The sequence below is a fragment of the Sphingomonas faeni genome (genome assembly GCF_040407565.1).
GTDB lineage: Bacteria > Pseudomonadota > Alphaproteobacteria > Sphingomonadales > Sphingomonadaceae > Sphingomonas > Sphingomonas faeni_F.
The window spans coordinates 39,648-53,451 of the sequence record NZ_JAPZPR010000001.1 but is presented as its reverse complement, the minus strand read 5'-3'; the positions used below and the strand labels follow the sequence as shown (position 1 = coordinate 53,451).

Annotated in this window: 10 protein-coding genes; 5 read left to right on the top strand and 5 right to left on the bottom strand. The window is 64.2% G+C overall.

Annotated features, from left to right (window positions below; genetic code table 11):
* Positions 1-59 precede the first annotated feature (59 nt).
* The 3 genes from O6Y00_RS00175 to O6Y00_RS00165 all read right to left on the bottom strand — a co-directional run bounded on the left by O6Y00_RS00175 (position 60) and on the right by O6Y00_RS00165 (position 5,576).
* Positions 60-1,355 carry a sugar MFS transporter gene (locus O6Y00_RS00175; RefSeq protein ID WP_353440662.1) on the bottom strand — a complete coding sequence of 432 codons (1,296 nt, stop codon included), beginning with the start codon at positions 1,353-1,355 and terminating at the stop codon, positions 60-62.
* Between the two features lie 718 nt (positions 1,356-2,073).
* Complete coding sequence (locus O6Y00_RS00170; protein ID WP_353440661.1) at positions 2,074-3,054, bottom strand: glycosyl hydrolase; 981 nt, start codon at positions 3,052-3,054, stop codon at positions 2,074-2,076.
* Between the two features lie 47 nt (positions 3,055-3,101).
* A complete protein-coding gene (locus O6Y00_RS00165; RefSeq protein ID WP_353440660.1) occupies positions 3,102-5,576 on the bottom strand; it encodes a glycoside hydrolase family 3 protein in 2,475 nt (824 codons plus the stop codon).
* A 166-nt stretch (positions 5,577-5,742) separates the two neighbouring features.
* Between O6Y00_RS00165 and O6Y00_RS00160 the strand changes: the two genes are divergently transcribed.
* From O6Y00_RS00160 to O6Y00_RS00150, 3 genes are read left to right on the top strand one after another with little or no spacing between them, the layout of a single operon-like run.
* Entirely contained in the window at positions 5,743-7,734 is a 1,992-nt protein-coding gene (locus O6Y00_RS00160; protein WP_353440659.1) for a glycoside hydrolase family 97 protein, read from the top strand.
* A gap of 41 nt (positions 7,735-7,775) precedes the next feature.
* Positions 7,776-8,489 carry an SGNH/GDSL hydrolase family protein gene (locus O6Y00_RS00155; protein ID WP_353440658.1) on the top strand — a complete coding sequence of 238 codons (714 nt, stop codon included), beginning with the start codon at positions 7,776-7,778 and terminating at the stop codon, positions 8,487-8,489.
* Complete coding sequence (locus tag O6Y00_RS00150) at positions 8,486-9,997, top strand: carboxylesterase/lipase family protein (protein WP_353440657.1); 1,512 nt, start codon at positions 8,486-8,488, stop codon at positions 9,995-9,997. The genes O6Y00_RS00155 and O6Y00_RS00150 overlap by 4 nt, the downstream gene beginning before the upstream one ends.
* A 28-nt stretch (positions 9,998-10,025) precedes the next feature.
* Here the strand turns inward: O6Y00_RS00150 and O6Y00_RS00145 are convergent, their stop codons facing one another.
* The gene (locus O6Y00_RS00145; protein ID WP_353440656.1) at positions 10,026-10,559 is read right to left on the bottom strand and encodes a hypothetical protein; all 534 of its coding nucleotides are present in this window, start codon (positions 10,557-10,559) and stop codon (positions 10,026-10,028) included.
* A 328-nt stretch (positions 10,560-10,887) separates the two neighbouring features.
* Between O6Y00_RS00145 and O6Y00_RS00140 the strand changes: the two genes are divergently transcribed.
* Positions 10,888-12,123 (top strand): ROK family protein, encoded by a 1,236-nt coding sequence (locus O6Y00_RS00140; protein WP_353440655.1) that lies wholly within the window; start codon positions 10,888-10,890, stop codon positions 12,121-12,123.
* Between the two features lie 246 nt (positions 12,124-12,369).
* Complete coding sequence (locus tag O6Y00_RS00135) at positions 12,370-12,744, top strand: hypothetical protein (RefSeq protein ID WP_353440654.1); 375 nt, start codon at positions 12,370-12,372, stop codon at positions 12,742-12,744.
* On the opposite strand, the gene O6Y00_RS00130 is transcribed toward O6Y00_RS00135, so the two are convergent.
* Complete coding sequence (locus O6Y00_RS00130) at positions 12,741-13,772, bottom strand: cupin-like domain-containing protein (RefSeq protein ID WP_353440653.1); 1,032 nt, start codon at positions 13,770-13,772, stop codon at positions 12,741-12,743. The two genes, O6Y00_RS00135 and O6Y00_RS00130, sit on opposite strands and share 4 nt — an antisense overlap.
* Positions 13,773-13,804: the final 32 nt, after the last annotated feature.

Below are 13,804 nucleotides of genomic sequence, written 5' to 3'. Positions count from 1 at the left end.
CACGCCTAATTAGGCACAAAACCGTTTCATTACAATTAGCAATCACAGCATTCCCAAACCTAGGCAGTCTCAACCGCCGGCTTCCGAGCATACAGTCCGTACGCCAGGATCAGCGCGTAGCAGATCGCCGGGAGCAGCAGCGCGAAGTGCAGGCTGCCCGTCTTGTCCGCCAGCATTCCCGTCAGATACGGGACGATCGCGCCGCCGACGATGGCCGTGGCGATGACGCCCGAACCTTCCGCCGCACGCTTGCCGAGACCTTCCGACGCCAGCGAGAAGATCGTCGGGAACATCACCGCGTTCATCAGGCCGATCGCCAGCAACGCCCAGCCAGACAGCGCGCCCTCGGTGTTCGCCGATATCAGGATCAGCGCCAGCGTCCCCGTCGCGACGCCCGCGAGCACCTTGCCCGGCGACACCTTGTTCAGCACGTACGCGCCGATGAACCGGCCGACCAGCGCGCCGCCCCAGTAGAACGGCACATGCTTGCCCGCCGCGACGTCGCTCAGCCCCATCACGCTCGGCTGCATCAGGTAATTGACGATCAGCGAGCCGACCGCGACTTCGGCGCCGACGTAGAGGAAGATGCACGCCGTCCCCATCGCGAAGCGCGGACGCTTGAGCAGCGTGAACGCATGGAAGATGCTGCCGGTCTGGTCCTGCTCCTCGTTGAGCCGGTTGCGACGGGTCCACACCACCGCGGCGACGATCAGCAGCGCGATCGCGAGGCCGATATAGGTGTGCACGACGGTCCGCGACGATTCCGTCCGGTACGCATCGAGCGCGGCGCCGGTCAGCGTCGAGGAGTCGACCGTCGCCAGACCGCCGAGGATCAGCGCGGAGCCGACATACGGAAAGATGGTCGTGCCGAGCGAGTTGAACGCCTGTGCAAACGTCAGTCGGCTCGATGCGGACTTGGGATGGCCGAGCGCGGAGATCAGCGGGTTGGCGACGACCTGCACCACGGTGATCCCTGCGCCGAGCACGAACAGCGCGAACAGGAACATGCCGAAGCTCGCCTGCCCTGCGGCGGGGATGAACAACAGGCAGCCCGCGGTCATCGTCACGAGGCCGATCGACGCGGTGCGCATGTAGCCGGCTTTCCGCACGATCGCGGCGGCGGGGATCGAGAACAGCGCATAGGCGAGGAAGAACGCGGACTGGACCAGCATCGCGGTCGCGTGGTCGAGCGTGAAGAGCTCCTTCATCTTGGGGATGATGATGTCGTTCAGCGAGGTGATGCCGCCGAAGATGAAGAACAGCGCGAACACGAACACGCGCAGGTCGGGCGCGTCGTAGCCGTGGCTGGCATCGCCTCCTGCTGCTGCTGCTGTGGATCTGGTATCGACGTGCACTTAGATGGCGCCCCTCATAATATTGTCGGCGCGGCATAAGCCGGGGCCACCGCGCGTGGCAATGTCGAGCGCGCACTCGGCCTTGGTGTGAGCGATAACGCCGGGCGATGCGAGGCCGTACGTTTTCGAGCAAGACGGAACTAGCTTTGCGATCGGTGAACGTAGCCCAACCGGGTACGGTCGATTAGCGTAGAGCCGCGGAGGGGATCGTAGATCAACCGTACCCCTTTGTTGGGTGCGTCGGAACTAACTCCATCGGCAATCACGAGTCGGTTTCGAACGTGCCACTGCTACTTCAGCCGCCTTTGCACTTCGCCTGCCGCCAAGTGACCTGCCGGTGATTGCGATTTTCAGTCGAAAGCCGCGGTCCACACCCTAACGTCGTCAGCGTCCACCGGATCAGAGCAGCGGAAAACGCATCGGCCGGTGGGTTTGACACGCCGCCCTGCCCCGCCCCAAACCTTCGGCCGGCGAGTAATCGAGCCGACTGGTGAAGATCGCGTTCTTAATTAAGAAAATTGCATTTGCAATTCGTCCGAGGTTGCGGTACCAAAAATTCGCCTTTCAGGCATCCTCTCCTAAATCACTTTACGGGGTCGCTTCTGCGACCCTTTTTTTTGGTTCATGAGATGGTGTTGATGCAACGTTCCTCGTTTTTCTTCAGATCCGAACCGATACGGTCCACTTCCTACGCGCACCGTTCAAGCCGGCGCGTCGGTTACCACTTCGGCAGCTCGTCCTTGGTGACGTAGCGCTCCGACCGGTAGTATTCGCGTAACAAGGCGGGCGAGTTCTGCTGGGGGTTCTGCAGCCAACGCGTGTGCCACGTCATGAACCACGCCCAGTCCGCCTCGGGACCCAGCGTGGCGGGATCTGGGATCGGCCCGTTCTCGTGCAGGCAGATCGGGACAGTATCCCCAACGATGCGCTTCACCTGCGCGAACAGCCCGGCCTGATTGCCGTGATCGTCGACGTAGATGTCGGCGCCAGCGACATCAACGCAGTCACGGCCCGGATAGTATGCGGGATCGATGTTCTGCCCTGCCCAGCCAAGCACCCAGATCAGATTGTCCAGTTTGCGATCGACGACGAAGAACTCGTACATCGTCCGCCATAGCGCCTTGAACGCCTGCGGTCCGTGCTTGCCCCACCAAAACCAGTCACCGCCGAACTCGTGGAACGGCCGCCACAACACGGGAACCTTCCGGTCGCGGAGGACCGTGAGCAGATCGGCGACGTGGGCCATTTGCGCTAACATGGCGACGTTCTGCGTTGTACCAGCGACCAGCGCACGGGCAACGTCGAAGTCCTTCTTGGAATTCTCGTAACCGCTGCCGATATCCGGCGCACCCCAGTGCCAGCACAGGCTGACGATCCCACCTGAGCGATGCCAGGCAGTTGCACGTTCATTCACCGCAAGCTGATCGACTGGCTCGATATAATCGAGACCCAGTAACGCCGGCTGGCGTCCGGTGACCCTCTGAATATAATCCAGTTCGACTCGTGCCCCGGCGGGGGTGAAGTTCTGCTCTTGTTGCCCTGTGAGGGTCTTCGTGCCGTAGATCGACCAGATGTACCCATACAACGCCTGCGCTTCGGCCGAAGCAAGCGGATTGCTTAGCGCCCGCGCCGGCACAGCCGCGCCGACCGTCTTGGCGATAGCCGCGTGCGGCAGTAGCGCGAATGCCGTCGCACTCACCACCAACTCACGTCTGTTCACATGCATTTGACGTTCCCCTTGAAATGTCAGCGGACACCGCAGTCGGCCGGGCCTGACGGTGCGCTAGCGATGCGGATGCTTGAGACGTCGATGCCAAGCGCACCCGTAGTCGCCAGCGTCACGGGCTTGCTGACCTGTGCCATGTCCACCCCGCCCGCGGCAAAGCAGCGGAGCGGAACCGCGATCTGCCGCCAGTCGCTGCCAGGCAGCTTCACCGCGCCGGTGATCGGGACCGTGGTGGTCTTGCCCCCCGTCATCCCAAGCGTCACCTCGCCGGTCGGTGCGGTCGTCACTCGGTAGTCCATGAGCAGACTCAGCTGACCGTTCGATTCGCGGGTGACGTCGATCGACTTAGCTTCCTCGATCGATGCACTTCCACGACCAGCGAAGGTGAACCGCAACGAATCCTCCTGCGCCACCCGGTCGACCCGAGTCTGCCGGACCGCGCCCGCGACGTCGAGCCGGCCGCCAGCGACGACGCGGCCACGTGAGAACAGCGCGTTCTGATCGGTCACCACGCCCTTCGGCCGTGTCTCGTCCAGTTCCCCGATCGTCTTGGGCGTGGCATAGGTCAGGCCGTACCCGATCGGAAACAGCGGATCGTAGCCGGCGTCGCGTCGGTTCAAGACGTACTGATCGAGGCGCTTGGGCCACGAGAAGCTGAGCGTGCCGCGGAAATCATGCGCCGGCTTGCGGTCCTTCCCCGCGATCAGCACGTCCGCAACGCCGCCGCCTTCGGTACCCGGCAGGAAGGCCGCGACGAACGCGTCGGCCGCGTTCAGTTCCGGGTTCACCCATAGCGGTCGCCCCGACAGGAAGACTGCGACGGTCGGCACCCCGGCAGCCTTGAACCTGCGGAGCAGCGCCAGATCGGACTTGTCGTCGGGGCTGTATTCAAGCGTCGGTCGATCTCCCGTGAACTCGGCATAGGGGGCCTCGCCAAAGACCACGACCGCGACGTCCGGCTTCGCCCGATATCGGCCATCGACGGACAGCGTCGCCTTGCCGCCGCCGGCGCGCATGGTCTGTTCGATGCCGGCGAAGATCGACTCTCCATTGGGGAAGCTGGCATTGGTCACGCCCGTTCCCTGCCAGGTGATCGACCAGCCCCCCGACTGTCGGCCAATATCGTCCGCGCCGCGCCCGGCGACCAAGATGTTCGCTGACGACCTGAGCGGCAGGACGGCATTGTTGTTCTTGAGGAGGACCAGCGACTCACGGACCGCCTGTCGTGCCACCGCGCGATGCGCAGGTGCGCCGAGCAGGTCGAACTTGCCCGCGAGCGGTCGCGTCGACGGCCGACCGGCCTCGAACGTGCCGGCCAGCACCTTGACGCGCAGGATGCGGCGCACCGCATCGTCCAGTCGCGCAGCGGAAATCGTGCCGTCCTTCGCTTCGCGCAGCGTATTCGCGTACAACTGCTTCCAGCCCGGTCCCGAATACATGAACATGTCGAGACCGGCGTTGATCGCCGGCGCACAATCCTCGTTGGTGCACCCCGGTACCTGCCCGTGCGCATTCCAGTCGCCGATCGTGAATCCGTCAAAGCCCCAACGATCCTTTAGCACCCCTGTCAGCAGACTCTTGTTGCCCGTCATCTTGGTGCCGTTCCAACTCGAAAAGCTGGGCATCACCGTAAGCGCACCGTCGACCAGCCCACTGCGATAGCCCGCAGCATGGACGTCCCGCAGAACAGCCTCGCTGGCGCGCGTGTCCCCCTGGTCGCGACCACCGGTGCCGCCGTCGCCGAGGAAATGCTTGATCGACGCGATGACGTGGCCGGGCTTCATGAAGTCGCCGCCGATGCTGCCCTGTATGCCCTGGACCATCTGCCCGGCATAGGATTCGACGATGGCCGGATCCGCCGAATAGCTTTCGTAGGTGCGCCCCCAGCGATCGTCCTGCACGACCGCGACCGTGGGCGCGAAGCTCCAGTCGATCCCGGTCGCAGCGGTTTCGGCGGCAGTCGCCGCACCGATCCGGCGGATCAGTGCCGGGTCGCGCATGGCGCCCGGCCCGATGTTATGCGGGAACAGCGTCGCACCGACGATGTTGTTGGCGCCGTGCACCGCATCGGTTCCCCAGATCACCGGTACGACCGGCCGGCCGTCGGAGCGTTTGACCGACGCGTCGTAGAAGGCGTCGAACAGTTTGAGCCACTCGCCTGCTGGCGCGAACTCGTCATTGTTCGGCGCTGAATTCCCGCCGTTCAGGATCGATCCAAGCTTGTAGGTTTCCAAATCCTTCGGCGTGATCGAGGCGATGTCGACCTGCAGCAGCTGACCGACCTTGTCGTCGATCGTCATGCGCTTGAGCATCCCATCGACCCTCGCCTCGACACTCGGATCCCGGTGACGCTTCATCGGCAGCACGGGCCAGCTTTCCGGGTGCGCCACGGCCGAGAGGGGGGCGGCTATAGTGGACGACACCCGCGCATGCCCTGCGGCGCCGATGGCGATCGCCGCCACGGCTGCTGCCGACATGAACTGCCTGATGCGCATATCTCTCTCCCGTTCGCCTAACACGCTTTTGCAGTCGATCTGACGGCCAGGAGGCTCAGCTGTCAACATTCATCTTTCAATTTGCTTTTCTTCGATCCGGCGGCTTACTTGCCTTGGCGACGCCTTACCGGCGCGCGGAGGGGATTGCATGATTAGGCGCCGAACAATGAAGACCGTGGCACCGCAATTGCTTCGCATGATGCTTCTCGCGGCCGGTGCCGTCGTCGCGGGCCCGGGTGCGTTGGCGCAATCGCCGCCGCCGCCGACCGTCACGTCTCCCGATGGTCGTATCGCGGTGACTCTCGGCACGAATTCACACGACCGGCCCAGCTATGCGGTCGACGTCGACGGCCGGTCGGTAATCGCACCCTCCACGCTCGGTTTCGAGTTCGAACGGTATGCAAAACTAGCCGACGGCCTGCGCGTCGAACGGATCGAGTCCAGCCTGGGGGAGGACCGCTACACGCTTCCGGCCGGCAAGGTTGCGAGGGTCGCACAGGTCTATCGCCAGATCGTAGTGCATTACGTCGAGCGAACCGGTGCGCACCGCCGGCTTGATCTGATCGTCCGTGCCTATGACAGCGGGATTGCGGTTCGATATGCCGTGCCAAAGCAACCGGGACTTTCCACGTTGCGGATCGTCAACGAGCTGACGCAGTTCGCCTTCCCGTCCGACTATGCCTGCACCGGGCTGAACCTCGGCGGAGCCGGGACAAGCCACGAGGGCGAGTATGATCCGGTCCGCGCGTCCGGGATCCGCCCCCACAACTCGTACGAACTGCCGCTGGTCTGCGAAACCGGCGGCGACGGCCCTGCCGTCGCGATCGCCGAGGCGGCCGTCGAGAACTGGCCTGCGATGTCCCTCACGGGCACCGAAACGGGCGATCTCGGCGTAGCGGCGAAGCTTACGCGGCGGATCGATGATCCCCTGGTGGCCGTCGTGGCCGAGGTCGGCGCCGGCATCATGTCGCCCTGGCGCGTCGTGATGATCGCGGCGAACCCAGGCGCACTGATCGAGAACACGCTGCTGACCAGCCTGAACCCCGCCCCGGTCGGTGACTTCAGCTGGGTCAAGCCCGGCAAGACTGCGTGGGACTGGTGGTCGGGACCTTTGCTGCGGGGCGTTCCCGTGGCCGGGTCGAACGACGCGACCGAGCGCGCCTTCATCGATTTCGCCGCGTCGCAAAAGCTCGCCTACACGATGGTGGATGAGGGCTGGTACGTGAACAGCGGCGGTGGTCCCATCCTGTTCCCCGGCGCCGATCCCACGCGAACCGTTCCGGAGATCGATCTCCCAGGCCTCGTCCGCTACGGCAGGATCCGAGGTGTAGGTCTGATCGTCTGGATGCACTGGGCTCTACTCGATCGTGACATGGAGCGCATCCTGAGCTTTCTCGAGCGGACCGGCGTGAAGGGAATCAAGATCGATTTCATGAACCGCGACGATCAGGAGATGATTGCCTTCTATCACCGCGTCGCGGCCGCAACCGCCCGGCATCATCTTCTGCTAGACCTGCATGGCGCGACGCATCCTTGGGGCATGACGCGAACCTGGCCGAACTTCCTGACGCAGGAAGGCGTTCTCGGCGCGGAATACGGCAAGTGGACGAAGCGGATCACCGCTCGCCACAACATTACGCTCGCCTATACGCGGATGCTGGCCGGCCCTATGGATTACACGCCGGGCGGCTATCGCAACGCCACGCCAGCGACGTTCGCCATCGCCGCTACCGGCCCGCAGACGCAGACGACGCGCGCCGCCGAACTTGCCAAATACGTCGTGTTCGAAAGCCCGCTTCAGTCTGTTGCGGACAGCCCCGACGCCTATCGCGGCCAGAAGGGCCTCGATTTCCTGAGCGCGGTGCCGGCCAGCTGGGACGAGACGCGATTCCTGCAAGGCACGCTCGGTCGGGACATCGCGGTCGCACGCCGTCACGGCACCCGCTGGTATGTCGGGGCGATGACCGACGCACCGCGCACGTTCAGTCTTCCGCTCTCGTTCCTCGGTACCGGCCGATATACCGTGCGAACGTGGCAGGACGGCGTCGCGCCAACCGATCTAGTCACCGCGACGCATACCGTCGTCCCGAGCGACACTTTGTCGCTCGTCCTGTCCCCATCCGGCGGTGCCACCGCCATTCTGGAGCCCAAACCGTGATCCGCTCGCCGACCTTCCCGTCAATGATCGCCATGTTGTTGATGGCCTGCTCCACCCCCGCCTCGGCTCAAGCCGACGATGCCGCCAAACAGCGTGCTGCGGCGGAGGCGGAGGAGCGGCTGCATCAGGACTGGCCGTGGCTCGGTCGCTACCGATCGGCAAACGCAGCCCTCGAGCCGGCGACGGTCCCGCGTATCATCTTCATGGGCGACTCGATCACGCAGGGCTGGATAGACAAGGTCCCCGGTTTCTTCACCGCCGGTCGACTGGATCGGGGGATCGGCGGGCAGACCACGCCCCAGATGCTGCTCCGTTTCCGGCAGGACGTGATCGCGCTCAAGCCAGCGATCGTGCAGATCATGGGCGGCACGAACGACATCGCTGGCAACACGGGACCGATGGCCCCCGAACAGACGCAGGCGAACATCATGTCGATGACCGAGCTCGCCCAGTCCCATGGGATCCGCGTGATCCTCGCGTCGATCCCGCCGGCCGCGAATTTTCCGTGGCGCCCGGGGCTTGCCACTATACCGCGGATCGCAGCGATGAACGTCTGGCTGAGGACTTACGCGGCGAGCGTCGGCGCGACCTATGCTGACTACTGGGGCGCGCTGCACGACGGCGACGCACTGCGTCGCGAGTGGACCTATGACGGCGTGCATCCCAACGAGGCAGGCTATGCGGTGATGGCGCCCGTCGCCGATAAGGCCATTCGCGCCGCGATGGCAGCGTCCCCGAGGGGCCTTCGGTCGTGATCACCGCGCTTCTCATTTCGCTGGCCGCTGCCGGACACGAGCCGGTCGCACGGGATCCGGTTGCTGGGCCGCCGGTCGTCATTACCGATGCGGGGCCGGTCCGCGGCGAGGTCCTTCCAACCGGGGGCGGCATCTTCCGCGGTATCCGGTTCGCGAAGCCCCCAATCGGGCCCCTCCGCTGGCGACCACCGACGCCGCCGCAGTCGCATACTGCTATCGTCGACGCCGTCCTCGACCACGCCGCCTGCCCGCAGCCGGTCTACGGAGACTGGAACCGCGCAGCGTCCGCGACGGGAAGCGAAGACTGCCTGTTTCTTGACGTCCGGACGCCGCGGATCGCGACGACCGCGCTGCTGCCGGTACTGGTATGGATACACGGCGGTGGTAATCGCGGTGGAGCCGGCAGCGGCACGGTGGAATCGCACATCACCGATGGCGGCGTCGTGCTGGTGTCGATCCAGTATCGCCTGGGCGCTCTGGGTTTCCTGTCGCACGTTGCGTTATCAAGCGAACAGGCCGGCATCTCCGGCAACTACGGGCTGATGGACCAACAGGCGGCGTTGCAATGGGTACGTGGCAACATCGCCCGGTTCGGTGGTGACCCGGCACGCGTCACCATAGCCGGGGAGTCCGCCGGCGCGCAGGACGTGGGGCTGCATATGCTCGCAACGGCATCACGCGGACTGTTCGCGCAGGTGATCGCCGAGAGCGGCACTGCGGGCTTCGGCGTCGCACCGCGATCGCTTGCTCAGAACGAGGCGTTGGGCGCTGTCATCGCGACGCGCGCGGGGCTGGCATCCAAAGCTACCACGGTACAATTACGGGCACTCTCCGTGCCTGCCATACTCGCGGCGCAGGAGGTGGACGCCAAGGACATGACGCTGGGGATCGACCCTAGCTTCATCTGGTTGCAGGCCGTCGCCGATGGCCGCGTGCTACGCGAAACGCCCACAGTCGCGCTCGCAGCCGGGCACGTTGCGCGTGTCCCGACGATCATCGGGGTGAACGCGAAAGAGTTCACGAACTATTCTGGCACGGACCCCCGCCCCGTCATAGCCCGCGAGTTTCCTAACTCCGTGTACCGCGTCCTTTCCGCATACGGACTGACGGGCTCAGGTACGCCAGCGGCCGACCCGCGCCTGGGCGACATCGCGATGCAGCTCGGTACGGACGTTGTCTTCCGCTGCCCGACGATCGCGGTGTCGAAGGTGCTGGCCGCTCGCGGTGCCCCGGTCTGGCAATATCAGTTCGACTATGCACCACCCGGTGCCGAAGTCAGCCATGCCAGCGAGGTCCGCTTTGTGTTCGACCGTCCCACGGTAGGGCAACCTCCTCTTCAGGCCTATTGGCTCGATTTTGTTAGAAGCGGCGATCCGAACGGTGGCAGCAGACCGAACTGGCCACGCTACGATCTTGCGCAGCGAGCATACCTGCACTTTGCGCAGTCCGGACCGATGGCCAAGACCGATCTCAGGGGCGCCGTCTGCGAGGGACGCGACACCCCCTGACGGCACTCCCCGAAGGTATGGGTCCCGCTCAGGTCGCGTCGAGATCGATGACGAACACGGGACCCAGATCGATGACCGCCTTGGCTCCGGCGAGATGGACGACGACAGTGGCCGCGTTGGCGGCGAAATCGGACGGTGCGACGCCCTTGACGTCGTAGAGCTTCCACGCAGCGCCGACTTGCGCCGGTCCGCTGGCGACGGTCGCGTAGCCCGGCGCAGGGCCGATCACGCCGAAGAACGGGATCGGCGTCGTCGCGTCACCGATCAGTTTAGGCGCGCGGGCCCAAACCGCCACGACGATGCGGTGGCCCTTCACGATCGGCTTGCTCAGCGGGGAGACCGCCTGCACTGAGTAGTTTTCGGGGCCCTTCTCGGTAACCTGCACGCGCAGCGCCTGCCCGCCGACGACCCCGGAGTCCTTGATGCGCTTGGTGGTCTGCGCCGCTCCGCTGACGTTGTAGTTCAATCCCGGCTGGTTGATTGCTCTCTTCAGTATGTCGTCCTGCGCCGGCGCAGCGCTGGCTGCAAAAATACCCAAGGCGATCGAGATCGTACGTATCATTTTTCCCCTCCTCCTCATCTTGCGCGTCGGCTTGCCCGACTACGCCGAAACGTTCACGCACCCGCTCAGCCGGAACATGCCGGACGCGGTGGTCAAAAGCCTAAGGCGACGCTTGGCACCCGCCAATCAGCAGGTCCGCCATTCCGACTAAGACCAGAGGTTCGGCTAAGTCCGCGCGTTGGCATGAAAAAAGCAATCATGATTGGGCGAAATCTGCCTAGACAGATGCAAATGTCAAATTGAATTATGTAGTCGGCGGGTTGCCGCGGAGGGGGAAATGCCGGTAGCGTGATGACATGATCATTTACGCAACGAGGGGCGTACCGGCGTGACAAAATCGCGGACCGAGCGCGATGCCCTGAACGCCGCCCCTATGGAGACCAAGGTCGCACGCCTGTCCCGCAGCCTTTCAGGAACAAATCTAGCCCGTGCTGGGGATTATAACCTTCGAACCGTCCTGCAGGCGGTTCGTCTGGCGCCCGGTACGACCCGGATCGCGATATCGCAACAGACTGGACTGACCGCACCGACTATCGCCAACATAACTGGGCGCCTCGTCGACATGGGGCTCGTGCGTGTGACCGGGCGTACACAAGGAAATCGGGGCCAGCCGGCGATGCAGCTCGAAGTCGAGCCAGACGGAGCGTTCGCCATTGGGTTAAACATTGATCGCGATCATCTTACCCTCGTCACGCTCGATCTCGCAGGAACAATCCGCAGCCGCGTCACCTGCGAAAAATCCTTCGCGTTGCCCGAGGACGTCTTAGGTTTCGTCCGGTCCAACCTCGAGCAGGCTATCCTAAAAGGCGATATCAACCGATCGCGTATTCTGGGGATCGGTGTGGCCATTCCCGACGATCTCGGTCGCATACCGTTGCCGCATCGGCCCGCTGCCTACGATCGCTGGAACGATGTCGACTTGACTAAGATGCTTGCGGCCGAATGGCCTTGGCCGATCCACTGCGACAACGACGCCGCTGCCGCTGCACTCGGCGAGGCCGAATATGGTACGGCGTACGACAACCCCAGCTTCTTTTACATCCTGATCAGCGCAGGGCTCGGCGGCAGCGTGGTGATCGATCGAAGTTATCACCGCGGCGCCACCGCACGCTCCGGAGAACTGGGGCTAATGCCGGATCCGGGAGCCGGGATCGGTGCGATCGTTCAGGATACGGTATCGCTGTCGGCGCTAACCGATCGGCTCGAGGCGGCGGGGCACCCCATTGCGGGCGTCGATGGGCTGGCGCACCTTAATGTGGATGCAATGGGTGTCGTCGACGATTGGCTTGCTGACGCAGTGCGATCGCTGACCCAACCGCTGACGGCGGTGAACTGCCTGCTCAATCCTGATGCCGTGCTGATCGGCGGACGCCTGCCCATGGCGCTCATCGAACGACTGGCGGACGAACTGACGCGGTCGATGAGTGCGTTGCCGTTACCGTCGCAGGCGAAGATCATGCCCGCGGTACTGGCCCGGGACGGACCTGCGGTTGGAGCAGCAATTCTTCCGTTCCTTGACGCGTTGCTGCCTTCAGACGCGATCCTGATCCAGGCGGGTCGGTGAACCCGCTCCATGCCCCATGCCGGGTCGCATACGCGCTCACTGCCACATCAGAGGGAAAGATTAGGCGATGACGACAATATTGGCGAACATCTTGGACAGGGAGATCGGCACGGCCGGGAAGCTCCTCACCAAGAACGTCTTGGTGATCAGTCGGCATTCGCGGGTCGTACGGGTCTCCCCGCTTCCTGACGGGAAAGCGCAGAGCGATCGTCAGAACGCTTTGATGACTTCTCCAAGCGTACATCCATGAACAGAAAGATCGTGTTCGGCGCCATCCTCCTGGCGATTGCCGCTCCGGGCTCTGCGCGCCAAAATCAGCCGCCTGCCACTACGTGCATCGATGGCGAGCGGATCGTTTCGCGACACGCGCAGGTCCCTGACGCGATCGACTTCACGCTGACGGGGGGGAAGACCTATCGCAGTCGGATCGGTCCGTCGTGTGCGCATCTGGCCGAACTCGACCGTACGTACCTGCTCGTCCTGGAGGAACAGCAAGGCCGCAGAATCTGCGGTGGCGACCGGTTCCGACTGATCGATGCCGTCGCAGCGCGATCGGGCGGCGGCGGCGGCTTCCCCTATTGCCGGTTTGGGCCATTCGAACGCGTGACGCCGTCGCGCTAGCCGTCGTCCAGCATGCGCTTCAGGAAGCCGCGTATCGAGCGTGTACGTTGCGGCGACGGTGGACCCAGCACGCCGCGCGCCGACGCCGTCAGATGGTCAGCGACATGGGACGCACCTTCGTCGAACACGTAATGATCGAACCAGCTGCGAACCGCGGCGCGTTCAGCAGGCGGCAGGTCCCGAACGGCCAGGACGGCGTGCATCAGAGCGCCGAAAGGAGATACCTCCGGCTGCCCCCACCAGTAGTTAACCAGCACGTTCAGCGGACCGCTGGCCTTCACGTCGTGCCACCAGAACGCGGGAATGAACAGCGCGTCTCCCGGTTCCAGTTCGGCCACGACCATCGTCTCCATCGCCTCCGCGAAGCGGGGGTAGCGATCGAGGTCGGGCGCCTCGATGTCGACCATGCTGGTGGGTTGACCCGCGATCGTGTTCTCCAACGGTCCGACGTACAGGTTCGCCGTCTGGTCCGGGGGGAACAGCGCGAAACGTCTCGCCCCTGCGACGACGGCAGCGATGTTGTGCGAACCGTCATAGTGCGTCGACGCGCGGCTCGCATTGCCGATCCACAGGCGCGGCGTCGCATCGGGCAGTGCGAACGGCAGCGGGTTGGCTTCCGCCCAGCCGGGATAGTTATCCGGTGCGGAGGCAGATCCGGCGTACAGCGAGGGCGCTTTCGGATTGCCGGCTTCGGCCACGAGGGCATCGAGCAGCAATGGCAGCATGACCTGCGCATTCCTGAAATTGTAGCCGCTGTGGTCGTCACTGTAGAAGAACCGACCGGCGACATGCGGCGAAGCGGCGAACACCTTGGCGGGGCGCCCGCCATCGAAACGCCGGATGTAATCCGCGGTAGCCCGCGGCCCGTGTGACGAGGCGGCTACGGCTGGCCAATCCGCAACAAAATCGCGCAGCACCACCGGGCGGTAGGCGGGCACGATCTCATTCTCGAAACGTTCGGGGGTCACGTGCTGGACCTCCTCGACACGGTTGGCGCCCGCTAGAACGTCCATCGCCATCAGTACCATCGCTTTCGTCCTCGGTCATCTGCTGCAATACC